Annotated in this window: 20 protein-coding genes and 1 tRNA gene; 13 read left to right on the top strand and 8 right to left on the bottom strand. The window is 74.1% G+C overall.

Annotation, left to right across the window (positions count from 1 at the left end; all coding sequences use genetic code 11):
- Positions 1-20 precede the first annotated feature (20 nt).
- The 4 genes from ELR47_RS17895 to ELR47_RS17880 form a co-directional block, all read right to left on the bottom strand.
- Positions 21-1,538 carry an outer membrane protein assembly factor BamB family protein gene (locus ELR47_RS17895; protein ID WP_165404181.1) on the bottom strand — a complete coding sequence of 506 codons (1,518 nt, stop codon included), beginning with the start codon at positions 1,536-1,538 and terminating at the stop codon, positions 21-23.
- Between the two features lie 259 nt (positions 1,539-1,797).
- Positions 1,798-2,436, bottom strand: coding sequence for a LutC/YkgG family protein (locus tag ELR47_RS17890; protein WP_130651109.1), 639 nt, complete (start codon positions 2,434-2,436; stop codon positions 1,798-1,800).
- On the bottom strand, positions 2,433-3,869 hold the full coding sequence (locus ELR47_RS17885) for a LutB/LldF family L-lactate oxidation iron-sulfur protein (protein WP_130651494.1): 1,437 nt from the start codon (positions 3,867-3,869) through the stop codon (positions 2,433-2,435). Before ELR47_RS17885 ends, ELR47_RS17890 begins: the two co-directional genes overlap by 4 nt.
- Before the next feature lie 44 nt (positions 3,870-3,913).
- Positions 3,914-4,633 carry a (Fe-S)-binding protein gene (locus ELR47_RS17880; protein ID WP_229730623.1) on the bottom strand — a complete coding sequence of 240 codons (720 nt, stop codon included), beginning with the start codon at positions 4,631-4,633 and terminating at the stop codon, positions 3,914-3,916.
- Positions 4,634-5,148: 515 nt separating this feature from the next.
- Between ELR47_RS17880 and ELR47_RS17875 the strand changes: the two genes are divergently transcribed.
- The 6 genes from ELR47_RS17875 to ELR47_RS17850 all read left to right on the top strand — a co-directional run bounded on the left by ELR47_RS17875 (position 5,149) and on the right by ELR47_RS17850 (position 9,887).
- A complete protein-coding gene (locus ELR47_RS17875) occupies positions 5,149-6,228 on the top strand; it encodes a hypothetical protein (protein WP_130651107.1) in 1,080 nt (359 codons plus the stop codon).
- A 72-nt stretch (positions 6,229-6,300) separates the two neighbouring features.
- Complete coding sequence (locus tag ELR47_RS17870; protein ID WP_130651106.1) at positions 6,301-7,515, top strand: TadA family conjugal transfer-associated ATPase; 1,215 nt, start codon at positions 6,301-6,303, stop codon at positions 7,513-7,515.
- Complete coding sequence (locus tag ELR47_RS17865; RefSeq protein WP_130651105.1) at positions 7,512-8,531, top strand: type II secretion system F family protein; 1,020 nt, start codon at positions 7,512-7,514, stop codon at positions 8,529-8,531. Before ELR47_RS17870 ends, ELR47_RS17865 begins: the two co-directional genes overlap by 4 nt.
- A 26-nt stretch (positions 8,532-8,557) precedes the next feature.
- Complete coding sequence (locus tag ELR47_RS17860; protein WP_130651104.1) at positions 8,558-8,935, top strand: hypothetical protein; 378 nt, start codon at positions 8,558-8,560, stop codon at positions 8,933-8,935.
- Between the two features lie 92 nt (positions 8,936-9,027).
- Positions 9,028-9,468, top strand: coding sequence for a TadE family type IV pilus minor pilin (locus ELR47_RS17855; protein WP_130651103.1), 441 nt, complete (start codon positions 9,028-9,030; stop codon positions 9,466-9,468).
- Positions 9,465-9,887 carry a pilus assembly protein TadG-related protein gene (locus ELR47_RS17850; RefSeq protein WP_130651102.1) on the top strand — a complete coding sequence of 141 codons (423 nt, stop codon included), beginning with the start codon at positions 9,465-9,467 and terminating at the stop codon, positions 9,885-9,887. The genes ELR47_RS17855 and ELR47_RS17850 overlap by 4 nt, the downstream gene beginning before the upstream one ends.
- A 152-nt stretch (positions 9,888-10,039) precedes the next feature.
- Here the strand turns inward: ELR47_RS17850 and ELR47_RS17845 are convergent, their stop codons facing one another.
- Positions 10,040-12,385, bottom strand: a complete 2,346-nt coding sequence (locus ELR47_RS17845; protein WP_130651101.1) for a DEAD/DEAH box helicase — start codon at positions 12,383-12,385, stop codon at positions 10,040-10,042.
- 134 nt (positions 12,386-12,519) lie between these two features.
- Between ELR47_RS17845 and ELR47_RS18545 the strand changes: the two genes are divergently transcribed.
- The gene (locus ELR47_RS18545; protein WP_165404180.1) at positions 12,520-12,864 is read left to right on the top strand and encodes an STAS domain-containing protein; all 345 of its coding nucleotides are present in this window, start codon (positions 12,520-12,522) and stop codon (positions 12,862-12,864) included.
- Positions 12,865-12,906: 42 nt separating this feature from the next.
- On the top strand, positions 12,907-13,530 hold the full coding sequence (locus ELR47_RS17835; protein WP_130651099.1) for a class I SAM-dependent methyltransferase: 624 nt from the start codon (positions 12,907-12,909) through the stop codon (positions 13,528-13,530).
- A gap of 103 nt (positions 13,531-13,633) precedes the next feature.
- Here the strand turns inward: ELR47_RS17835 and ELR47_RS17830 are convergent, their stop codons facing one another.
- Both ELR47_RS17830 and ELR47_RS17825 read right to left on the bottom strand, forming a co-directional pair.
- Entirely contained in the window at positions 13,634-15,247 is a 1,614-nt protein-coding gene (locus ELR47_RS17830; protein WP_130651098.1) for a cation:proton antiporter, read from the bottom strand.
- A gap of 4 nt (positions 15,248-15,251) precedes the next feature.
- Positions 15,252-15,839: a hypothetical protein gene (locus tag ELR47_RS17825; RefSeq protein WP_130651097.1), complete on the bottom strand. Its 588-nt coding sequence runs from the start codon at positions 15,837-15,839 to the stop codon at positions 15,252-15,254.
- A gap of 231 nt (positions 15,840-16,070) precedes the next feature.
- Between ELR47_RS17825 and topA the strand changes: the two genes are divergently transcribed.
- The 4 genes from topA to ELR47_RS17805 all read left to right on the top strand — a co-directional run bounded on the left by topA (position 16,071) and on the right by ELR47_RS17805 (position 23,289).
- Positions 16,071-18,707: a type I DNA topoisomerase gene (topA, locus tag ELR47_RS17820; RefSeq protein WP_130651096.1), complete on the top strand. Its 2,637-nt coding sequence runs from the start codon at positions 16,071-16,073 to the stop codon at positions 18,705-18,707.
- A 111-nt stretch (positions 18,708-18,818) separates the two neighbouring features.
- Entirely contained in the window at positions 18,819-20,972 is a 2,154-nt protein-coding gene (gene tmk / locus ELR47_RS17815; protein WP_130651095.1) for a dTMP kinase, read from the top strand.
- A complete protein-coding gene (locus tag ELR47_RS17810) occupies positions 20,969-22,141 on the top strand; it encodes a DNA polymerase III subunit (protein WP_130651094.1) in 1,173 nt (390 codons plus the stop codon). Before tmk ends, ELR47_RS17810 begins: the two co-directional genes overlap by 4 nt.
- A gap of 137 nt (positions 22,142-22,278) precedes the next feature.
- Entirely contained in the window at positions 22,279-23,289 is a 1,011-nt protein-coding gene (locus ELR47_RS17805) for a zinc-dependent alcohol dehydrogenase (protein ID WP_130651093.1), read from the top strand.
- Between the two features lie 137 nt (positions 23,290-23,426).
- Here ELR47_RS17805 and ELR47_RS17800 read toward each other — a convergent pair whose 3' ends face one another.
- Positions 23,427-23,894 (bottom strand): SRPBCC family protein, encoded by a 468-nt coding sequence (locus ELR47_RS17800; protein ID WP_130651092.1) that lies wholly within the window; start codon positions 23,892-23,894, stop codon positions 23,427-23,429.
- Positions 23,895-24,014: 120 nt separating this feature from the next.
- On the opposite strand from ELR47_RS17800, the gene ELR47_RS17795 reads away from it, so the two are divergent.
- Positions 24,015-24,087 (top strand) — tRNA-Thr (locus ELR47_RS17795).
- Positions 24,088-24,198 lie beyond the last annotated feature (111 nt).

The raw sequence follows: 24,198 nt of genomic DNA, 5'->3' as shown, positions 1-24,198 counted from the left end.
GGTGGCTGCACCGCCCCAGGTTAACCGCGTCCGATCGACTGCTGCTCGGCGACGGCCTCGAGGTCGAGGCGCATCAGCGTCCGGCCGTTGGTGACCAGGAGCGGGGGCTCGAGGTTGACCGGCCAGACGTCGTCGCCGTGCACGGTCACCTGCGTCCCCCGGAACCACAGGCGCAGGCGCTCGGGGCGGTGGTCGATGGCCAGGTCCGGGGACAGCCACCAGGTGCTCTCGGGCATGCCCGGCAGCAGGTCGGCGACCGTGGGGACCGGCTCGCCGGTGTCGGCGTCGAACGCCAGCGTGTACTCGCTCCGGTTGCCCATCTGCTGCGTGGCGAGCACCAGCGCCCCGGCGTGCCGTCGCGGCTGCGGGCAGCACAGCGAGCGGGAACGCAGCTCGTCGGGCAGCGGGCGTTCCCAGCGCAGCCGCCCGTCCGCCTCGTACAGGCGCAGGACCGGCGACGCGTCCGCGTCCGCTGCGTCGTCGTCGGCCGGGCCGCCGAGGCCGACGAACGCCTCCTCGCCGAGCACGGGAGTCAGTTCGGTCGCGTCGTCGATGGTGGCCAGCACCTCGAGGGTCTCGGCGTCGAGCACGTGGTGGGTGAGGTCGGGCTCGGTGACGAAGACCGTGGTCCCGTCCCCGAAGCTGATCCAGGCGTCGGCCGACACCGGCAGGTCGGCGACGACCTCGCCGGTGCCGGGGTCGAGCCGGACGTGGCGGTCGCCGTCGTGCGCGAGCAGTGCCTGCTGCGACGAGTGCGACACCTGCAGGTCGTTCCGCGTCCAGCGCACCGTGCCGTCGGTGGCGTCGATGGCCGTGAGCCGTTCGCCGACGTACCCGGTGTCGCCCGCGTCGTCCTCCCCGCCGCCGGTGACGTCGTCGGTGACGTCGTCGGTGACGTCGCCGGTCGGGTCCTCGACGTCACCGGGGTCGAGATGGCCGTCGCTGCCAAGCCCGTGACCGGCGGTGACGACGACACCGCCGGCGACGAGCGCGTGGTAGGCCGGGCGCTCGCTGACGTGGTGCCAGGCGAGCGTGCCGTCGCGGTCGAGGCCGATCGCCTCGCCGCTCTCGGGGCGCACCAGCACGAGACGCTCCTCGTCGGCGGTGAGGATGAGCGTCCACGCCTGCCTCGGCCGAACGTCCGCGCGGGCCGGCCAGGACGTGCTCCACCGGTGTTCGCCGGTGTCGAGGTCGTGCGCGTCGATCCGGTCGCGGCCGGCGACGACGACCAGGTCGCCGAATCGTCCGACCTCGCCGTTGGGGTGCCCAGGGTCGCCGCCGTCGGTCTCGACCCGCCAGGCCTCGCACCCGCGCGGTTCGCAGCGCAGGTTGGCCGGGTCGAACGGCGCGAGCACGCGGGCGCGCTCCTCGTCGCTCAGCGGTGCGCCGCTGGGCACCGTGTCGTCGGCGACGAGCTCGACGTCCGCGCTCGGTCGATCACCGGGCAGCTGGATCGTCGGCAGCGCACCGGTGCCGGCGGCCACGGCGGCGGCCACCACGACGACCAGTCCGGCGCCCGCGGCGGCGGCCCACCGCACGGCCCGCGACGGCCGACGCCGCGGCGTCCGTGTGGTCGCGCGTAGCGCGTCACCACAGGACCCGCAGAACCGGGCGGTCGCGCGGTCCCACGCGGCAGCACAGGACGGGCAACGGATGGTCCTCGCCCGGTGCACGCCGTCCTCCCCCTCGCGGCGTCCGCGTCCACCGTGCCGTCCGGCACGCCGGTCGCACGGTGTGAGCGCAGGGTACGACCTGCGTCGAGCCCCGGCGGGCCGCCGTGCGCGCGGCGGCGTGGGATCAGCCGTCGAGCAGCACGACGTCGAGCCGTCGCGGCCCGTGCACCCCCTCGACCCGGTCGAGCTCGATGTCGCTGGTGGCGGAGGGTCCACTGATCAGGGTCAGCGGCCGGGTCGGCACCAGCCGGGCGAACGCCTGCGGGACCGTGGCGTCGATGCGGTCGACCGGCACCACGCACACGTGGTGGTCGGGCACGAGCGTCAGTGCCCGCCGCCCCTGGTCCGGGGAGCCGTCGAGGACGATCGTGCCGGTCTCCGCGATCGCCCGGGCGCAACCGGTCACGACCGCGTCGAGCTCGTCGATGGCCGCGACGCTCAGCCCACCGTCGTCGCGGCGGACGGCAGGCAGCCCGTCGGTCCACGCGGCCGGCAGTCCGGCCGGCACCCCGACCCGTGCCGCGACGCCCACGATCGTCGCGAGCAGCGGCGGCAGGCCGGCCACGTCGCTGCGGTGCACGGTCGCGCGGTACTCGTCCACCCGCTCGGCGAACCGCCGCACGACCTCGCCGGGTGCCGTGGTGTCCCCGGTGCGGTAGTGGCGGGCGACCTCGACCTGCTCCGGGTCCGGGCCCAGCGCCGCGCGCACGCGTGCGAGCACCGCGTCGCGGGCGGGCGTCGATGGTGGGGGCGCGGTGCTCACGCGTCGTGTCCCCGCTCGCGCGCCCACCACGCACGGAACGTCTCGGTCGGCGGGCGCGGCGCGTCGCGGCGGTCCGTCCAGGCGGCGAGCGGGCCCGGCAGCGACCGGATCCGTCCGGCGTCGCGATCCTCCCGGCGTCCGAGCCAGCGACCGACGCGGGTGGCGGCCTGGGCCTGCTCCCAGCGCGAGGCGTCCGACATCGTCCACGCCGCCGCCGCCATGCCGATCGCCTCGGGGGTGGGAACGCGCCGTTCGCGCTGGGCTTCGACGTGCTGCGTGCGCAGGTGCACGAGCATGGAGGGGATGTCGATCTTCACCGGGCAGACGTCGTAGCAGGCCCCGCACAGCGACGAGGCGTAGGGGAGCGAGGCGTTGTCCTCGACCCCGGTCAGCTGCGGCGAGAGGACCGCGCCGATCGGCCCGGGATACACCGAGCCGTAGCTGTGCCCACCGGTGCGCTCGTACACCGGGCAGACGTTGAGACAGGCGCTGCACCGGATGCAGTGCAGTGCGTCGCGGCCGTGCTCGTCGGCCAGCACGGCGGTGCGGCCGTTGTCGAGCAGGACGAGGTGGAACGCCTCGGGACCGTCGCCCGCGTGGACCCCGGTCCACAGCGAGGTGTAGGGGTTCATCCGTTCCCCGGTCGACGACCGCGGCAGCAGCTGGAGGAACACCTCGAGGTCGCGGAAGCGGGGCACGACCTTCTCGATCCCCATCACCGTGATCAACGTGCGGGGCAGCGTCAGGCACATCCGGCCGTTGCCCTCGGACTCGACCACGGCCAGCGTCCCGGTCTCCGCCACGCCGAAGTTGGCGCCGGAGACGGCCACCCGGGCCCGCAGGAAACGCTCGCGCAGGTGGCGGCGTGCGGTCGCGGCCAGTGCCCGGGGGTCGTCGGACAGTGCCGGGTCGACGTCCGGGATGGTGCGCAGGAACAGGTCGCGGATCTCGCGGCGGTTGCGGTGGATGGCCGGCACGAGGATGTGTGACGGCCGGTCGGCGGCGAGCTGGACGATGAGCTCGGCGAGGTCGGTCTCCAGGGCCGTGATGCCGGCGTCCTCGAGTGCCTCGTTCAGCCCGATCTCCTGGGTCGCCATCGACTTGACCTTGACCACCTCCCGGGAGCCGGTGGCCCGCACGAGCCCGGTGACGATCGCGTTGGCCTCGTTGGCGTCGCGGGCCCAGTGCACCGTGCCGCCGCGGGCGGTCACCTGCGCCTCGAGGGTCTCGAGCAGCTCGGGCAGTCGCGCCAGCGTCTCGCGCTTGAGGTCACGTCCGGCCTGGCGCAGCTCCTCCCAGTCCGCGACCTCGTCGACGACCCGCGCGCGCTTGGTCCGGATGGTCGAGGTGGCGTGGCCGAGGTTGCGACGCAGTTGCGCGTCGGCCAGGGCCTCGCGGGCCGCGTCGGGGAACGGCTGCTGCTCGCGCAGCATGCCGACGCCACGTGGGGCGTGGACCGGCAGGGGTTCGCGCAGGTTCACACCGGGTCCTCCGTGGCGGCGAGGATCTCGGCGAGGTGGACGGTGCGCACCCCGGTCCGCAGGCGGGAGAGCCCACCGCCGATGTGCAACAGGCACGAGGCGTCGGAGGCGGCACAGACCTCGGCGCCGCTCGCGAGCACGTGGGTCATCTTGTCGGCCAGCATCGCGGTGGAGGTGTCGGCGTTCTTGATCGCGAAGGTGCCCCCGAAACCGCAGCACTCGTCGGCCCGGTCGAGTTCCTGCAGCCGCAGGCCCCGCACCGCCCGCAGCAGCGCCAGGGGAGCGTCGCCGACGCGCAGCAGCCGCAGCGAGTGGCAGGTCGGGTGGTAGGTCACGGTGTGCGGGTAGCTGGCCCCGACGTCGGTGATCCCCAGCACCTGCACGAGGAACTCCGAGAGCTCGTGGGTCCGGCGTCCCAGTTCCTCGGCACGTGCGGCCAGCTCCGTGTCGCCGGCCTGCCGGGCGACCAGCGCGTGCTGGTGGCGGATGGAGCCGACACAGGACCCCGACGGCGCGACCACGGCGTCGTACGGGGCGAAGACGTCGACGAAGTTGCGCACCAGCGGCAGGGCGTCGCGGGCGTAGCCGGTGTTGATGTGCGCCTGCCCGCAGCAGGTCTGCGCACGCGGGAACACCACCTCGATCCCGAGCCGCTCGAGCACGGTGACCGTCGCGCGTCCGACCTCGGGGCGCAACGTGTCGGCGAGACAGGTCACGAACAGCGCGACGCGCCGGGGCGCGCTGCCGCGCTCGCCCGTGTCGCCACCGGGGTCACCGACCGTGACGCCCCTGGGGTCGCCGTTCGTGACGTCGCTGGGGTCGCCGTTCGTGACGTCGCCCTCCCGCTCGGTCGCTCACCGGCACGGTAGCGCCGCCCGCCCGGCTCCGAACAGCCGCCCACTGTCGGAGGCGCCTGCCGGAGAGGTGCAACATCCGTGGAGTCGTGGAACGACCGACAGCTTCCACGACTCCACGGATGGCGGCGACCACGCCGTACCGAGCCGACCTGTGGAGTCCTGGAACGACCGACGGCTTCCACGACTCCAACGATTGCGAATCGTCGAATGGTGCGGCGACCGGCGTGTGCCGTCCGGTTGCCAGCTGGTGGTGATCCCGGCGCCGTCGAGCCCGCCACCGCCTGTCCACAGCCGGCGGCGAACTCGCGGCCGACGAGGCCGCCCGGCCTCGTACGGTCCCCGACGTCCACCAGCCCAGACGAACGGAGGCTCGAGTGACGTCCGCCACGTCGCCGTCCGCCACGTCGCCGTCCGCCACGCCGCCGTCCGCCACGCCGCCGACCGTCACGTCGCCGACCGTCACGTCGCCGACCGTCACGTCGCCGCCCGGGCTGCTGTCGGTCGAGGCGGCGTCGGTCCCCGACCCGCTCACCGCCCTGCCGGTGGTGCTGGCGCTGTCCTCGTCGCACGCGGAGCGGGTCCGCAGCTGGGTGGAGGGCGTGCTCGGGTGGCAGCCGGTGGAGGCCGTCGTCGAACCGCTGGTGCCACCGCGACTGTGCCTGACCGACGTGGGCGACGACGCCGACCGGCGTGACCCACTGCCGGCCGGTGTACCGGTGGTGCTGCTAGTCGCGCCCGACGACCCCCCGACGACGGTCGCCGCGCACGCCGTGCACCTGCGACCGGTGGCGACCCTGTGCTGGCCGCAGGACCGCGACCGGCTCGAGGACGCCGCCCGCACGGCTCTGCGGGTGCCGGCCGATGCGCGTGGTGACCGACGCCTGCTGCGCGTCGGTGGCGCGGCCGGCGGGGTGGGTACCTCGACCGTGGTCGCGGCACTCGCGGGTCTGTTCGGCTGGCAGGGGCACGCGAGCCTCGCCGTCGTCGGCCCCGGCGCTCCGGTCGGCGCCGTCCGGGACGTCGCCGTCGAGGCGCTCGCCGGCACCGGGCTGTGGTCGCAGGCCAGTGCGCTGCCCGGGGTGCCGCGAACCCGCGCGGTCCGGGTCCCGCATCGGCCGTCGGCCCGGGTGGTCGTCGGGGACGCCGCCGTCGAGGTCGCCGTGGTCGACGCCGGGGTCGACGACGACGTCGACGTGCTGGTCACCCGGCCGGACGCCGCGGGGCTGACGGCGGCCCGCCGGACGACCGCCGCGGTGGTCGTCGTCGTCGGCAACGGCCCGGCGCCACGTGCGGCAGTGCAGGAAGCCTGTGGTGCGCGCCGTCGGGTGCACCTGCCGCGTTCGGCACGGGTGGCCCGTGCCGGTCTGCTTGGCCGGGTCCCGGCCGGGCTGCCCGGAAGCTGGTTGCGGCCGTTGATCGGTCTCACGCACGTGCGTGGGGGCGACCCGCCGTAGGCCGGTGTCGCGCCGACCTCGTCGGCACGACGACACCAGCACACACCCCGTGGGGGCGGGGACGGATCCGAGGTGGACACCGACAACGACCAGCAACGCCGCGACCCGCACCACGACGACCCGCAGCGCACCGGCCGGGCGCCGGACGCTGCCCGCGCCACCACCGTCTCGCGCCCGGCGCCCTCCGAACTCGTCGACGCCCGACTCCGTCAGGCGGTGGCGACCCGGCTGCGCACCGACGTGGAGATCACCAGCGGTGTCGCCGACCGCGCCGCGCTGCGGCGGGCGGTGGCCCGGGCGCTCGCCGCCGAGGGCGTGGTGGCGGCACCCGACGTCTGGGCCCGCGCGGTACGTGACCTCGTGGACGAGCTCGGTGGGCTCGGCCCGCTCGAGGCGCTGCTGCGCGACCCGACGGTGACCGACGTGATGGTCAACGGCCCGGCCGACGTCCATGTCGAGCGCGCCGGCGAACTGCTGCGCGCCGACGTGCGCTTCGACGACGACGCCCACCTCGAGCGCCTGCTGCGACGGGTGCTCGGCCCGCTCGGCGTGCGCCTCGACCGTTCCCACCCGTTCGCCGACGCGGTGCTGCCCGGCGGTGTGCGTCTCCACGCGCTGCTGCCGCCGCTGTCCGAACATCCGCTGGTGACCCTGCGGCGCGTGCCCGCGGTCGTGCCCTCCTGGGAGGAGCTGCTGGCGAGCGGGTCGGTCACCCGCGCGCAACGCGACCTGCTCGTGCGGGCGGTCGACGACCGACGCAACCTCGTCGTGTGTGGTCGCGCCGGCGTGGGCAAGACGACGCTGCTGGCCCGCCTGTTGGCCGGGATCGGCGACGACCGGCTGCTCGTCATCGAGGACGCACCGGAACTGCGGCGCCCCTCCGCACACACGGTGCACCTGCGGGTGCGCCCGGCCAGCCCGGACGGAGCCGGCGGTGTCGACGTCGCCACCCTGGTGCGCAACGCCCTGAGGATGCGGCCGGACCGGCTGGTGGTCGGAGAGGTCCGCGGAGCAGAGGTGGCCGACCTGCTCCAGGCGATGAACACCGGGCACGACGGCTCCATGACCACCGTCCACGCCAACGGTGCGGCCGAGGCGATCGTGCGTCTCGAGGGCATGGCGTTGCTCGCCGGCATCCCGTTGTCCGCCGCGCGGGCGCAGGTGGCCGCGGCCCTCGACCTGGTCGTCGCGCTCGACCGCGGCCCGGACGGGCGCCGGCGGGTCGCCGAGGTCGTCGAGGTGGTCGCCGGCGTCGGGGGCGCCGAAGTTCGGGCGGTGACCCCGTGAAGGCCCACCGCCTCGGCCCGCTCGTGACGCGCGGCCGACGCCGCGACGGCGAGCGCACCGGGCCGGTCGACACCGGGCAGCTGGACCTGCTCCGGTTGCAGGCGGCCGCCGGACTGACCCCCGTGGGCGTGGACCGTCTGCCCGCCCGTGCCCGGCGTGGCCTGGCCGTCGCCCGGACCGTCGGCGCCCCACTGCTGCCGGCGTTGGACGTGGCCGCCGCGGCACAGGACGACGTCGAGGCCACCCGGCGGGCCATCGGGGTCGCCTCGGCCCAGACCCGCGCCGTCGCCGGCGGCCTGCTCGCCGCCCCGTTCGTGCTCGTCCCGGTGATGGGCCGCCTGTTCTCCGCCGACCTGGTCGGCTTCTACACCTCTGGCGTCGGCCGGGTCGTCGGCCTGATCGGGCTCACCCTGCTGGCGTCGGGGGCCGCGGCGATCGCGGCGATCGTCCGTCGCGTCGGGGCCCCGCCCCGCCCGCCGCGAACCCGTGCGGCGGCGCTGCTCACCGGCGTCGGCGCACTCGCTACCGGTTGGTTCCTGCTGCACCCGGTGGCCGGCATCGGTGCCGCGCTGTTGCTGTGGCGTCGCAAGGCGCCTGCTGCGGGAGCGCTGCCCGGTGTCGACGAGGCCGCCGACCTCGTGGCCACGGCGCTGGCCGGCGGTGTCGCCCCCGGCGAGGCGTTGCGCGTGACGGCCGACCAGCTGCCCGCGCACGCCGCCGACCTGCGCGGCCTCGCCTTCGAACTCGACCTCGGCCTGCCCCCGGCCGGCGGGAGCGCCGTCTCCCGTCTCGGCACGGTCCTGCGGGCCGCGACCGATGTCGGCGCCCCCGTGGTGCCGGCCCTGCGCCGGCTGGCCGGCGAACTGCGTGCCGACGAGCGCGCACGGGTCCTGGCAGCCGCCGAACGGCTGCCGGCCCAACTGACCTTCCCCACCGCCCTGGCATTGCTGCCGGCGACCCTGCTGCTGGTCGGTGCACCGATCGTGCAGGTGGGTCTGCGGCAGGCACTGCCGTGATCCCGCACCACGAACAGGAACCCCTCATGTCCCGTCCCGTCCCCACCAACCGTCCCGTGTCCACCAACCGTCCCGTGTCCACCAACCGTCCCGTGCCCACCAACCGCTCCGTGCTCGTCACCGACCCCGGGCTCGCGGTCCCGTCGGTGGCGCCGTCCCTGAGCCGGTCCCTGCACCCGTCGACCACCGCACCGCGCCCGCGCCTGCAGCTGGTCGCGGCACCGGTCGTGCTCGACGTCGAGCGTCGGACCGACGAGGAGGGCTCGCTCGTCACCGAGTACGGCCTGCTCGCCGTCGTCGCCGCCTCGATCGCGGGCGTGCTCATGACCTGGGCCTCCACCGGCGCGGTCGCGCAGCTGTTCGACGCGCTGCTCAGTGCCGCGCGCTCGCTCGTCGGCGCATGACCGGCGAACCGTCGTGGTCCGTCCACCGTCTCCGGTCGCGCCTGTGGCGCCGCCCTGGGCACGGTGGGCGGACCGCCCGCCAGGACGGATCGATGTCGCTCGAGACGCTGTTCGTGCTCCCGGTGCTGGCCATGCTGACCCTCGGGCTGCTGGGCACGGTCACGATCCTGCGGGACGTCCTGCTGCTGCACGAGGCGACGCGGGTCGGGGCCCGCGTCGCGGCGACGACGGTCGAGGACGCCACCGTCCACGCCGCGGTGCGGACCGCCGCGCCCGAACTCGAGGACCTGTCGCTGCAGGTCTCCCCGTCGGCCCGCGGGTCGGGAGACGTGGTCACCGTGTCGGCGGCCGTCTCCCGCAGCCTCGGTCCGACCACCTTCCGCCTGCGAGCACGCGCGCACGCGCGGGTCGAACCGATCGTGGACGCGCCGGGTACCGACGGGCACCCCTGGTGGTCCGGAGCCGGTCCCAACGCCGGCCCGCGCCCGGCGCCCGACCTCGCACCCGTCGCGCCGCCGGGGGAGCCGCCATGAGGCCACCGTCGCACGCCACGTCGTCCCGGCTGCCCCGGCGGTGGTCCCGCGCCGGCGACGAGGCCGGTTTCGCGTCCTTCGCGTTCCCGTTGTTGCTGTTCGTCACGGTCGTCGCCGGCATCGCGCTCGTCGACGTCGCGGCCTACCTCGTCGCCGCGGCACGAGCCCAGCAGGCCGCCGACGCCGCGGCGCTCGCGGCCGTGTCGGTCGACGTCGGTGCCGGCGGATTCGACGCGGCGACCGAGGCGCAACGGGTGCTCGTCGCCGCCGACGCCCGTCTGGAGGCCTGTCGCTGCCGGACCGGAAGCGAACAGGCCGAGGTGACCGTCAGCGTCGTCGTCCCCGGCCTGCTCGTGCCGTCCTTCGGCGCCGGCCGGGTCCAGGCGGTGGGGCGCGCGGTCCTCGCCGAGCCGCCCTGACCGCCGCGCGCGCAGCGGGCCGCGCAGTCCTCCCTCGCCGCGGAGCCGCGCGGTCCTTCCTCGCCGCGGAGCCGCGCGGTCCTGCCTCGTCGCGGAGCGACGCGTGTCCGGCTGCCGCCAGCCGCCAGCCGCCAGCCGCCAGCCGCCAGCGGTCAGCTCGTCGGCGCCTCGCCCAGCAGCAGGTCGAGCACCCGCACCGCGCCGGCCTTGTCGAGCGGGTCGTTGCCGTTGCCGCACTTGGGCGACTGCACGCACGACGGGCAACCGCGCGAGCAGCGGCAGGTAACGATCGTCTCGCGGGTCCGGGCCAGGTGCTCGGGCAGCCGCCGGTAGGAGCGCTCGGCCAACCCCGCCCCGCCCGCGTAGCCGTCGTAGACGAACACGCTCGGTCGCCCCGTGTCCGGGTGCAGCGCCGTCGACAGCCCGCCGAGGTCCCACCGGTCGCACAGCGCCAACAGCGGCAGCATGCCGATCGCGGCGTGCTCGGCGGCGTGCAACGACCCCGGGACCGCGGCGATCCGCACCCCGGCCGCCTCGAGCAACTCGTCGGGGACCGCGTACCAGACCGCGACCGTGCGCAGCTCGATCGGTGGCAGGTCGAGCTCCACGCGGTCGAGCACCTCGTCGGAACCGAGCCGCAGCACCTCGTACCCGGTCACCTGCGTGGTGACCTCCACCGTGGCGAGCCCGATCTCGATCTCGCCCCACCGACCGCCCTCGATCGCGGCCAGCAGGCGAACGTCGGTGTCGCTGCGCGGCCGGGTCGTGTGCGCCAGCCGTGGCGCCTCGGCGGCCAGCGCCACCGATCGCTCCAGGTCGAGCTCGGCGACCTCGTACTGCCGCCCCTGGTGCAGGTAGACCGCGCCGGGGTGGACCTGCCGGTGCGCGCGGGCCTCGTCGACGTCCCCCACCAGCGCGCCGGTGTCGACGTCGACGATACGTACGTTGCGGCCGCCGGCCGAGCGCAGGTCCACCTCGGCGCTGGCCCGCCGGCGCGAGACCCAGTGGTGCCGTCCGGCCCGCAGGCGCAACCTGCCTGCCGCGACGTCGTCGGCCAGCAGTCCCGGCGCCGACGGGCCGAAGAACGCCACCGCCTCGTCGTCGTCGAGCGGGAACTCCTGGCAGGCACACCGCAGGTGCGGGGCGAGCTGGTACGGGTTCGACGGGTCCAGGATCGCGTCCTCCGGCGGCCGCGAGAGCAGCTCCTCGGGATGGCCGACCAGGTAGTGGTCCAGCGGGTCCTGCTGGGCGACGAGCACGCCGGCCGACGCACCCCCGGCCCGGCCGGCCCGCCCCAGCCGCTGCCAGAACGACGCGGTCGTCCCCGGCCAGCCCGCGAGGACCACCGCGTCCAGCCCGGCCACGTCGATGCCGAGCTCGAGCGCCTCGGTGGCCGCCACCCCGCGCAGGGCTCCGGCCCGCAGGTCGGCCTCGAGCGCCCGGCGTTCCTCGGCGAGATAACCGGCCCGGTACGCGGCCACCTTGCCGGCCAGGGGCTCGCCGCCGGCGTCGCTGGCGTCGCCGAGCCGCTCGCGGGCCTGCAGCGCGACCACCTCGGCGCCCTTGCGGCTGCGGGTGAACACCAGCGTCTGCACGTCCGCGGCCACGAACGAGGCCAGCAGGTCACCGGTCTCGCCCAGCAGCGACCGGCGCGTCTCGCCGCCCTCGCCGCTCGCCTCGTCGCGGTCGACGAACGGTGGCTGCCACAGGCCGAGGTCCATGGGCCCGCGCGGCGAGCCGTCCTCGACGATGGCGGCCACCTCCACGCCGGTCAGCGTCGAGGCGTGCTCCGCCGGGTTGCCGATCGTGGCGCTGGTGAGCAGGAAGGTCGGATCCGCGCCGTAGCGCTCGGCGATCCGCCGCAGCCGCCGCAGCACCAGGGCGACGTGGCCGCCGAACACGCCGCGGGCGACGTGGGCCTCGTCGACGACCACGAAGGCGAGCCGGTGCAGCAGGTCCCGCCACGCGCGGTGGTTGGGCAGCAGCGCGTGGTGCAGCAGGTCCGGGTTGGTCAACAGCCAATTCGCGGTGCGCCGTACCGCCTCACGCTCCGGTGCCGGGGTGTCGCCGTCGACCACCGCCGCGCGCACCTGCGGCAGCCGGAAGGCGCGTACCGCCCGCAGCTGGTCGTGCGCCAGTGCCTTGGTCGGGGCCAGGTAGAGCGCCACCGCCCGGTCGTCGTCGAGCAGCCGGTCGAACACCGGCAGCTGGTAGCACAGCGACTTGCCCGAGGCGGTCCCGGTGGCGACCACGAGGTGCTCGCCCGCCCGCGCCCGGCGCCAGGCCTGCTCCTGGTGGACGTAGAGCGCGTCGATCCCGGCCTGCTCGAGGCGGACCCGCACCGCGGCGGGCAGTGCCTCGGGCACCGGGACGGTCCGCGCCGCCCGGGCCGGCAGCCGGGCGAGGTGCACCAGTCCCTCGTCGTTGGACGCGCCGCCCTGCGAGGCGCGCTCGCGCACGGCGCCCGACGCCGAGGTGCGGCCGAGCAGCTCCAGCACGTCCCGGGGGTCCGTCGGTGCTCCTCCTGCGCGCGGTCGGACGACGAGCCGTCGGACGGTACCGCTACCGTTCGCCTCCGCCGCGCCGAGGACACGCCGCCGGCGACCCGACCGGACCCAGGAGGAGACCGACCGTGCAGCTGCTGCGGACCTCGACCCGCGAGGAGCAGGACTGGACCGTCGTCGAGGCGTCCGGTCAGCTCGACGTCGCCACCGCGCCCCAACTGCGGCAGGTGCTGGTCGAGGCGCAGTACGGCGGCGCGTCGCAGGTGCTGCTCGATGTCGCCGGGGTGCAGTTCATCGACTCGATGGGGCTCGGTGTGCTGGTCGGCGCGCACAAGCGGGCGCGCTCCCACGCGGGCGCGTTCGTGCTCGCCGCCCCGTCGGAGCGCATGCGTTCGCTGCTGGAGCTCACCGGCCTCGACACCGTGCTGACGGTCGCGTCCGCGGCCACCGACGTCCTCGACGCACAGGGCTAGCATCGTTCGACGCGGCCAGCGACGGCGACGACAAGGGCACGGGTGGACCTCGACGAGCGGACGCTGCAGAGCGTCGCGGCCTACGACGCGCACGCCCCGGCCTACCAGCAGTCCCTGCGGCTGAAGCGGCCGGTGGCCGATGTGCGTCGGTTCGCCGACCGCGCCCGGCGCGACGCCCTGGTGCTCGACGCCGGCTGCGGCCCGGCCAACGACCTGCGCCTGCTGCGTGACGCCGGGGTGCATCCGGTGGGCGTCGACCTCGCCATGGGGGCCCTGCGCGAGGCCCGCATGCTCCTGCCGCGCCACCCGTTGGTCCGGGCCCCGTTGCACGCCCTGCCCTTCCGCCCGCGTTCGTTCGGTGGGTTGTGGCTGTCGGGCACGTTCACGCACCTGCCCCGCGCCGCCTGGCGCCCGACCTTCGCCGCACTGCTGGAGCTGGTCGACCGCGGCCCGGTCTACCTCGCCTGCTACCGCGGCACGGCCGACCTCGAGCGGCTCGACGACCCGGTCCTGGGCGAGGTGTTCGTGTCCGCCGCGGTCGAGCAGGAGATCGAGGCGCTGTTCACCTCGCACGGCCTCGCGGAGCCCAGCATCGAACTGCGCCCCGATCCGATCCACGACCGTCGCCGGCCGTGGGTGGTCGCGCTCGGCACGCTGGAACGTTGAGCGCCCGGTGCGCCCGGCGCGCCCGGCGCCGCCCGGCGCAGCCCGGTCGTCTCGCACCGTGGTCGGGGGCGTCCGGCAGTCGACGGCGGCGACCGCGCCGCTGTCAGGCGTCGTCGTGGAGGCGCTCGAGCAGCGGGCCGGCGGCGACGTGCAACGGGCGGATGGCGAGGTCGGCGCCACCCTCCACGAGTGCCTGCTCGCTGCCCTCGTCGTCGGCGGCCACCGCGATGCGTCCCCGGTAGCCGTGCCGGCGCAGCGCCTGCACCAACGCGAGGTTGGTGTCCCGTCCCCGCAGCGTGCTGACCACCCAACGGGTGCGCTGCAGCGGCAGTTGCTCGGGCAGATCGGGGTCCTCGGCATCGCCGTAGAGGACCGGGATCGACCAGTCGTCACGGATGCTGCGCGGGTCCCAGTCGACCCCCAGGACGTCGTCGCCGCGCTGCTCGAGCTCTGCGCACACGGTCCGGCCGAACCGGCCGAGGCCGATCACGACGTGGCTGGGCTCGACGGTGCGTTCGTCGAAGTCGATCGACGCGGTCGGCCGGCGGCGCTCGAACACGCGCAGCAGCGGCTCGATGCGGGCATAGATCCGGTCCGAGCCGTAGATGAGGTAGGTCGAGGCCGTGATGGTGATCAGACCGACCGCGGTCACCAGCCCGATGACGTCGGTGCCCACGTGTCCCTGTGCGGCGCCCAGGGCGACGAGGATGAGCGAGAACTCGCTGATCTGCGCCACCGTCAGCCCGGCCTTGAACGCGACCTTCTTGCGGTAGCCGAGCAGCCCCATGATCACCAGCACGATGATCGGGTTGCCGACCAGCACGAACAGGCTGAACAACAGCGCGGCCGGGATCTGCTCGGCTGCGGCGGTCAGCTCGAAGCTGGTGCCGAGTTGGATGAAGAAGAACACCAGCAGGAAGTCGCGCAGCGTCGACAGCCGCCCCGACAGCGCCTCCCGGTAGGAGGTCGAGGCCAGCGACATGCCGGCCAGGAAGGCGCCGACCTCGGAGCTGAAGCCCAGGACGTGGGTGAGTGCCGCGAGCCCGACGGCCCAGGTCACCGCGGCCAGGACCAGCAGCTCGCTCTGGCGCGCGAGCAGGTGGGTGACCCGCGGCAGGACCCACGTGCCGATGGCGGCCACCGCGAGCAGCAGCAGCACGCCCCGCAGGGCGATGCCGGCGAACTCGCGGGCGAGTCCACCCTCGCCGGTGTCGCCGGCCGCGGTGATCGCGATCATGGCCAGCACGACCACGATGTCCTGCACGATCAGGAAGCCCAGGGCGATGCGCCCGTGCAGTTCGTCGAGCTCGCGCTTGTCCGTGAGCAGCTTGACGATGATGATGGTGCTGGAGAACGTCAGCGCCACCGCGATGTAGATCGCCTGGACCGTGGCGAAGCCGAGCAGGGTGGCGATCAGGTAGCCGAACGCCGAGGTGAAGATCACCTGGCCCAGTCCGGTGGCCAGCGCGACCGGCCCCAATCGCTGCACGAGCCGGACGTCGAGCTTGAGGCCGACGACGAACAGCAGCAGCGCGATGCCGATCTCGGCCAGCAGCTCGATCTCCTCGGTGGCCTCGACCAGTCCGAGCGCCTCCGGCCCGACCGCGATGCCGGCGGCGATCAGCCCGACCAGCAGTGGCTGACGGAGCAGGGTCGCCAGTGCGCCGGCGACGACGCAGACGAACAGCACGGCCGCGATCTGTTCGAACGCCCCCATCAGCTCACTCCTGCCCGGCGCAGGCGGCGCTCGCCACGTCGGCGTCCACCCGTACCGAGTCGAGGACCTCGTCCGCGAGCGCGTCGTCGGACGCCCGGGCGGGTTGGGAGAGCTCCACCAGCACCAACGTGTCGCCGACGCCACCGTAGAGACCGATCACGCGCAAGGTCTCGGCGTCGTCGTCGCGGCCCGCACCGAGTGTCAGCGCCAGGCGGCGGGCGGTGTCGAGGCCCGGCACGGGCTGCTCGGTCTGGTCCTCCTGCGCCGCGGTGACGACCAACGGACCGCGGGGGGACTGCGCGCTCGCCTGCACCAGTTCGTCGACGGTGCCGCCGCAGCCGACCACCACCTGCAGGTTGCGGACGTCGCCGGTCGTCGACGGCGTCCAGCGGTGTGAGCCGACGACCCCGTCGGTGTCGCCCTGCTCGGCACGCTCCCACCCGTCGGGCACCGACACGCTCACCCCGTCCACGGTGGCCTCGGTCGGCCCGCCGTCGCAGGCGGTGGCCAGCAGCAGCACGCCGACGAGCGCCGCGGTGGACCGCACGCCGCGGCGGCCGGCGGAGCGAAGCGCTGCAGCGGGTTCGGTCACCGGTCGCCTCGTCTCGGGGGGTCGAACCGTACGTGACCGCCCCGCAGCACCGACGTGCACTGCGCGCTCGGTGAGCGTCCGGTACGTCCTCGTAGCGGCCCCCCTACGGGGGGCCCGCCCCGTCAGCGTCTCCACCCGTGTTCGAGGGTGTTTGACAGGTGACACCGGCGCCGTCACCTTCCGGCTCCCTCGCCCCTCTCCGGGCCCGACGCCCCGAAAGTCGAGCAGCACGTGGCAGACAACCTCGTCATCGTGGAGTCGCCCGCGAAGGCCAAGACCATCGAGCGCTACCTCGGCAGCAGCTTCAAGGTCCTCGCCTCCTACGGCCACATCCGTGACCTGCCACGCTCCGACTTCGCGATCGAGGTCGAGGACGGCGGGGACTGCCACCTGCGCTACGAGGTCCCGGAGAAGTCCAAGAAGCACGTCTCGGCGCTCAAGCAGGCGGCCAAGTCGGCCACGACCGTCTGGTTGGCGCCCGACCTCGACCGCGAGGGCGAGGCGATCGCCTGGCACATCGCCGAGATCCTCGACCTCGACGTGGCGCAGACCAACCGGGTCACCTTCGACGAGATCACGGAGTCGGCGATCCGCGCCGCGTTCGAGGCGCCGCGCCGGCTCAACACCGCGCTGGTCGACGCACAGCAGGCCCGCCGCGCCGTCGACCGCATCGTCGGCTACCGCCTCTCCCCGGTGCTGTGGCGCACGGTCGCGTCGGGAATCTCGGCCGGCCGGGTGCAGTCGGTGGCGCTGCGCCTGATCGTCGACCGCGAGGACGAGATCCGCGCGTTCGTGCCGCAGGAGTACTGGAGCTTCCCGGGTGCCTTCGCCCGGGACCGCGACGGTGCGCCGGAGATCCAGGCCAACCTGTACGCGGTCGGCGAGCAGCGTCTGTCGACCCCGAAGGACCTCGAGGACAAGTCCGAGGCGCGACGGGCCAAGCTGTTGGTCGTGCGTTCGGAGCCGGAGGCCACCCGGCTGGCCGAGCGCGCCCGCGCCCTCGAGTACACGGTCGCCGAGGTGCGACGCACCGAGGCACGGCGCAACCCCAAGCCGCCCTTCAAGACCTCGACGCTGCAGGGCGAGGCGTCCAAGTACGGCTTCTCCGCCCGTCAGACGATGGCCGTCGCCCAGCAGCTCTACGAGGGCATCAACCTCGGTGGCGAGCAGGTCGGGCTCATCACCTACATGCGTACCGACTCGCTCAACCTCTCCGCCCAGGCGCTGGGGGAGATCGGTTCGCTGGTCCGCGACCGCTTCGGCGAGCGCTACGCGTTGGCCGAGCCCCGCCGCTTCGCCGGCACCACCAAGGGCGCGCAGGAGGCCCACGAGGCGATCCGCCCGACGTCGGTCAACCGCACGCCCGAGAAGATCCGGCGCTACCTCTCCGACGAGCAGGCCCGCCTGTACGAGCTGATCTGGAAGCGCACGGTCGCGACCCAGATGCAGCCCGCCGTCTTCGACCGCGTCTCGGCGGACGTCGTCGGTGCGGACGCGGAGGGCGAGCTCACCTTCCGGGTCACGGGCCAGGTCGAGAAGTTCGACGGGTTCCTGCGGGCCTACCGGGCCGTGCGCGACGAGGACGAGGAGGCCGACGAGGTCACCGACCGCCTGCCACAGCTCGAGCAGGGTCAGCGACTGCACCTGGCCGAGCTGCTGCCCGAGCAGCACGAGACCTCGCCGCCCCCGCGCTACTCCGAGCGCACGCTGGTCGAGGCGCTCGAGGAGCAGGGCATCGGACGCCCGTCGACCTACGCGTCGATCATCTCCACCCTCGAGCAGCGCGAGTACGTGCTCAAGGAGTCGCGCCGGTTCTTCGCGACGGCGCTCGGCGAAGTGGTGGTCAGCTTCCTCAAGGCCCACTTCGGCGAGATCGTCGACGTCAACTTCACCGCCCGCATGGAGGAGACCCTCGACGAGATCGCGGCCGGCGACCAGGCCTGGTGCCGCACCGTCACCGGGTTCCTCGACGAGGTGGACGACTGGGTCAAGGAGCGCAAGCCCGAACGTCCGCGCCTGCCGTTGCACCACCCGGCCGACTGCCCCGAGTGCGGCGCACCGATGGAACGGGTGTTCTCGGGCAAGTCCAAGCAGTGGTTCGCCTCGTGCAGTCGCTGGCCGGACTGCGAGGGAACGCTGCCGCTCAACGACGACGGCACCGTCGGCGAACCCGAGCCGGAGCCCGAACCCGACGAGGACGTGCGCTGCCAGGAGTGCGGCAAGCCGATGCTGCTGCGCGAGGGACGCTTCGGCAAGTTCTTCGGCTGCGTCGACTACCCCAAGTGCAAGGGCATCCGCAACCTGCAGCAGCGGCTGATGTACCGCGACACCGACGGACAGGCCAAGCCGTTCCGTTCGCCGACCGACCCGAACAGCTTCATGGAGCTGCGCACGTCGCGCTACGGCAAGCCGTTCGTGGGATCGACCGGCTACCCCGACGACGCGTTCGCGGTCTGGTCGGTGCCGATCGCCACCCCGTGTCCGGCGTGCGGTGCGCCGCTGCGCCCGCCGCCGCGCAACCGCAAGGCACCGGTCGCGATCTGCACCGCCCCGAAGGTCAACCACGTCTACGACGCCGAGGACTTCGACCTGCCGTCGGTCGCGACGTGGACGGTCGTGGAGGGGGTCGAGAAGTACGACCCCGAGCTCGGGGGCACGCCGATCGCCCAGGACGAACTGCCGGAGCCGATCGCGCTGTCCTACAGCGGCGAGCAGGCACCGCCGGCCAAGAAGAAGTCCGCGCGCAAGAAGACCGCGGCGAAGAAGACGGCCGCCAAGACGGGCGCGAAGACGTCGGCGGCGAAGGCCTCCGCCAAGAAGACGGGCGCCAAGAAGACCGCCAAGAAGACCGCGCGCAAGCGCTCCTGACCGGTCGGTGTCCTGCGGGCGCCCGACGCGTCGAACGCCGCGGGACACCACACCGGACACTGGTGCGGCCGGCACGGGAACGCCCCCGTCCGCCGGTAGGGTGGCGCAAGCATGGGTCAGGCAGACAACGGGGCGGCGTCGCCCGAGCAGGTGTCGCCCGGTGGCGCCTCGCCCCGGGTCTACGCGGCGTTGTTCCGCAACCGCGACTTCCGCAACCTCGGACTGTCGACCTTCGCATCGACGCTGGGGGACTGGATCGGCTTCCTCGCCATCCTGACCCTCACCGAGGACATCCTCGGTGCCACGCGCGCGGCGGCGTTCGCGGTCTCCGCGGTGATGGCCGCCCGGGTGTTGCCGAGCATGCTGCTCGGCCCGGTCGCGGGCGTGTTCGTCGACCGTTGGGACCGCAAGCGGCTGATGATCGCCTGCGACGTGGGTCGCGGCATCGTAATGGCGTTGATCCCGTTCAGCGACGAGATCCTGACCCTGCTGCTGGCCACGCTGGTGATCGAGGTGCTCTCGTCGTTGTTCGGACCGGCCAAGGACGCGGTGTTCCCCACGCTGGTGAAGCGCTCGGAGCTGGTGGTCGCCAACCAGCTCAACCTGGTCGTGACCTACGGCACGCTCCCGCTGGCCGGCGTGATGTTCGCCTCGCTGACCGCACTCGCCGGACCGCTCTCGGGCGTGATCCCCTTCCTCGGTGAGCGGGCGGTCGCCCTGCCGATCTGGTTCAACGCCGCCTCGTTCCTGCTGTCGGCCCCGTTGATCGCGCGCATGCGCACGCCGGCGTCGCGACACCGCGTCGGCGACCACAGCGCCCCCTCGGCCTGGGACGAGCTGCGCGAGGGGTTCCGGTTCATCGGCCGCCACCCCATCATCCGGGCCCTCATCGTCGGGGTGATGGTCGCCTCGGCGGCGGCCGGCACGGTGATCTCGACCGGTCAGTTCTTCGCCAACGTCGTCAACGCCGGCCCGTCCGGGTTCGGCATCCTGGTGGCCGCCGTCGGGGTGGGACTGGTCGCTGGCCTCGGTGCCAGCGCCTGGTTGACGGTCCGGCTCGCGCCCGAGCGGCTGTTCGCTCCCGGCATCGGGGTCGCCGGGGTGATGCTGGTGACCACCGCGTTCATGCCGTCGCTCGCGTTCGCCGCCGCCCCGGCCGGGATCATGGGCGCGGGTGCGGGGGTCGCGTTCATCGTCGGCTACACGATCCTGCAGGCACGCGCCGACGACCGCCTCCGCGGGCGGACCTTCGGGGCGATGAACTCCGGTGTGCGCGCCTCGATCTTCGGTTCGACCACCGCGGCTCCGCTGCTGATCGGCCTCATCGGCCGCGAACCTCGGGTGGTCACCGAGGCCGTGCCGGGCGGTTTCTACCCCTACACGATCGGCGGGGTGCGCCTGACGTTGGCCGCGGCCGGTGCCCTGGCCTTCGTCGGCGCGGTGCTGACCGGGCGGGCGCTGCACCGGGCGGTGGCCGAGCACCCGGAGCTCGACCAGCCGCTGACCGGCGACGAGGTCGCCACCGAGGGGCTGTTCGTCGTGTTCGAAGGCGGCGACGGTGCCGGCAAGTCGACGCAGATCAAGCTGTTGCGCACCGCGGTCGAACGTGCGGGTCACCGGGTGCTGGTCACCCGCGAGCCCGGGGGGACACCCATCGGGGAGCGGGTCCGCGAACTGCTGCTCGCGCGCTCCTCCGAGGGCATGGCCGACCGCACCGAGGCGCTGCTGTACGCCGCCGCCCGTGCCCAGCACGTCGAGGAGGTGCTCCGCCCCGCACTCGAGGCGGGCACGGTGGTGATCTGCGACCGCTTCGTCGACTCCTCGATCGTGTACCAGGGCGCCGGACGCGGGCTCGGGGAGGCCGAGATCGACCGGCTCAATCGCTGGGCCACCGGTGGCCTGACCCCCGACCTGGTGGTGCTGCTCGACCTCGAACCGGACCAGGGCCTGCGACGTGTCGACGGTGAACCCGACCGTCTCGAGGCCGCCGGGCTCGGCTTCCACCGCACCGTCGCCGCCGCCTACCGCGAGCGCGCGAAGCGGGGTGATCCGCACCGCTACCTGGTACTGGACGCCACGCGACCGGTCGAGGACCTGCACGTCGCGCTGCGCACCACCGTGCTCCAACGCCTCGCCGACGCCGACGCCGACGCCGACGCCGACGCCGACGCCGGCGCCGACGCCGGCGCCGAGGAGGACGGCGGCACGTTCGCGGTGGGGGAGGAACTCGCGCGTGACACGCTCGAGGGACGAGGCCACCCGTGACCACCTGGGACGACGTACTCGGACAGCCGGCCGCGGTCACGGCCCTGCGCGCCGCCCTGCGCGCCGACGAGGTGGCCCACGCCTGGCTGCTGGTCGGCCCGCGCGGGGTCGGCCAGCGGGAGCTCACCCGGGCGCTCGCGGCGACGCTCAACTGCGAACGACCGCCGGCCCCGGACGCCGCCTGCGGCACCTGCTCGTCGTGCGAGCGCATCGGCCGCGGGACCTCGCCGGTCCAGACCGACCTCGAGCCCGAGGGCAGCAGCCACCTCGTCGAGGGCGTGCGCGGCGAGTGGATGCCGCTCGCGACCCGCACGCTCACCGAGGGCCGGCGCCGGGTGCTGCGGGTGGTCGCCGCCGACCGCATGAACGAGGCCGCCCAGAACGCGTTCCTCAAGATCCTCGAGGAGCCGCCGCCGTCGGTCGTCTGGGTGCTCGACGTCGAGGACGAAGGTGCCCTGCTCGAGACGGTCGTCTCCCGCTGCCGTCGGCTCGACCTGGTCCCGTGGGGTCCGGAGGCGATGCAGGTGCTGGCCGAACGGTTGGACGTGCCGCCCGAGCAACGCACCGCGCTCGCCCGTGCCGCGCTCGGTTCGCCCGAACGGCTGCGTGACCTCGCCGATCCGCAGGTCGCCGACGCCCGCTGGCAGCACCTGGCCCTGCTCGACCGGCTGGCGACCGGAGGACCCGGACAGGTGGTACCGGCCGCCAAGGAGTCGGTGGCCTGGGCACGCTCACGGATCGCGCCGCTCAAGGAGCGGCACCAGGCGGAGCTCGCCCGGCTCGAGGAGGCGTTCGGCGTCGAGGGCAACAAGGGCTGGCCCCCGGGCGTCCGCCAGCGGCTCACGCGGCGGTTCGAGCGCCTCGAGCGCCAGGAGCAGCGTCGGGCGTTGGATCTGCTGCTCGACGACCTGGCCAGCTACCTGCGCGACCTGCTCGCGGCGCAGGCCGGTGCGTCGACCGACGTGCTGATCAACATCGACCACGAGGCGGCCATCCGGCGCGACGCCCAGCGGCTCGGCCCGGCCGAGCTCGTGTCGGCCCTGCACGCCGTGTCGCGCTGTCGCGAGGCGCTCGACCGCAACGGCAACCCGGAGTTGCAGCTGGAGCGGCTGCTGCTGCAGCTGGCGCTGCCACTGTTCGCGGTCGCCAACCGCGAACGCGTGAGCTGACGCGCGGCGCGACGTGGCGGTGGAAAGGGCCGAGGGGCCCGTGCGGGACGCGCCGCTGGACCCTGCCCGGGGGACGGACGACGGCGGATCATCGTCTCGAGCACACCCGTGGGTGGTGTGCCGGAGGAGTCCGCACCATGAGAGCCGCCGTCGTCCGGGGTTTCGGGGAGCCGCTGCAGATCGAGCAGCGTCCGCTCCCGGAGCCGGGTCCGTACCAGGTCCGGGTCCGTCTCGAGGCGTCCGGGCTGTGCCACACCGACATCCACGCCTGGCGTGGTGACTGGCCGGTGAAGCCGGCGCCGCCGTTCGTCCCCGGGCACGAGGGCGTCGGGATCGTCGACGCCGTGGGCCCGGACGTCACCCGGGTCGTCGAGGGGCAGCGGGTGGCGGTGCCGTGGCTGCACACCGCCTGCGGGACCTGCGAGCACTGCATCACCGGCTGGGAGACGCTGTGCGAGTCGCAGCAGAACAGCGGGTACTCGGTCGACGGCGGCTACGCGGAGTACAGCCTGGCCGACAGCCGCTACGTCGGCCTCGTGCCGGACGGCATCGACCCGGTCGACGCGGCTCCGTTGACCTGTGCCGGGGTGACGACCTACAAGGCCGTCAAGGTGGCGGGCACGCGTTCGTCGGACCTGGTCGCGGTGTTCGGCGTCGGTGGGCTCGGGCACCTCGCCCTGCAGTACGCCCGCATCGCCGGTGGGACCGTGATCGCGGTCGACCTGCACGACGACAAGCTGGAGATGGCCAAGCAGCTCGGGGCGACCTACACGATCAACGCCGCCCGGCAGGACGTCGCCGAGGAGATCCAGAAGCTCGGTGGCGCCGACCAGGCCATCGCCACGGCGGTGTCGCCGCGGGCGTTCGAGGCCGCGTTCGCGTCGCTGCGCCGAGGAGGGACGCTGTCGATGGTCGGCCTGCCGGCCGAGAACCAGATGGCGCTGCCGATCTTCGAGACGGTGCTCAAGGGCATCACCGTGGTCGGCTCGATCGTGGGTACCCGGGTCGATCTGGCCGAGGTGTTCGAGCTGCACCGGCTCGGACAGACCAAGGTGATCCGCGAGACCCGCTCCCTGGAGACGGTCAACGAGGACTTCGCGGCCGTCGAGTCCGGCGAGGTCACCGCGCGCCTGGTCTTCACCTTCTGATCACCGGCGTACCGGCCGATCGCGGCGTCCCGAACGGGGCGCCGCGATTCGTCAGAGGGGGAGGGACCGGCGTGGGTGCCGGTCTGCGACCCGCCGCCGGGGGCGGCCAGCGGTCGGGGGAGCCGACGCGGCCGGGTTCAGACCTCGTGTCGCCCCGGTTCCCCGCCGGCGAGCCGGGCCAGGTCGTCGCCGGCCTGCCGCAGGCGCTCCCGGCCGCCGCGGCCGGCGCCGGACAGCACCCGCTCGACCGGCTTGAACAGTCGCGAACGCACGTCGAGACGCAACGCGAAGCGCACGGCCGTGCCGTCGGCCTCCTCGGTCAGCTCGAGCCGTCCGGTGCCGTGCACCGGGCCGTCGACGGTGACGACGTCGAGCCGTTCGCCGTTGTCGGCAACGGCCACGGCAACCTCGACCCGCAGCGGACGGATCGGCGTCCCGAAGGTCAGCAGGGCCGACTCGGGCAGGCTCGGCGTCCCCGCAAGGAGCTCCACCTCGTCGATCGCCGGCCACCACTTCGGCCAGGTCGACAGGTCCGCCACCACGACCCACACGTCGTCGCGCGGCGCCGTGGTGCGCCAGGTGCCGGCGAGGTCGATCGCTGCCATGGCGGTCCTTCGGGGCGGGACGGCGAACCTATCGCCGGACCGGGGAAGCGGTGCGTTGGCGGGGGCGGCAGGCGGTCCGATACGCTTCCCACCGCTCCGCGGCCGAGGCCGCGCACGCGCGCCGGGATAGCTCAGTCGGCAGAGCGATTCACTCGTAATGAATAGGTCCGGGGTTCGATTCCCCGTCCCGGCTCCGAACACGTGCACTGCGCCCTGCACCTGCCCTGCACCGACCCGCACAAGCCACCGGGCACCGTCGTCGCGACGGTGCCCGGTGGCGTTGGCGGCGCCGCAGCGCCGCCGG

Origin of the sequence: Egicoccus halophilus (assembly GCF_004300825.1) — a bacterium.
In the GTDB taxonomy this organism is placed as follows: domain Bacteria; phylum Actinomycetota; class Nitriliruptoria; order Nitriliruptorales; family Nitriliruptoraceae; genus Egicoccus; species Egicoccus halophilus.
Note: the sequence above shows the minus strand (reverse complement) of the source record. Positions and strands in the feature narration are given on the sequence as shown.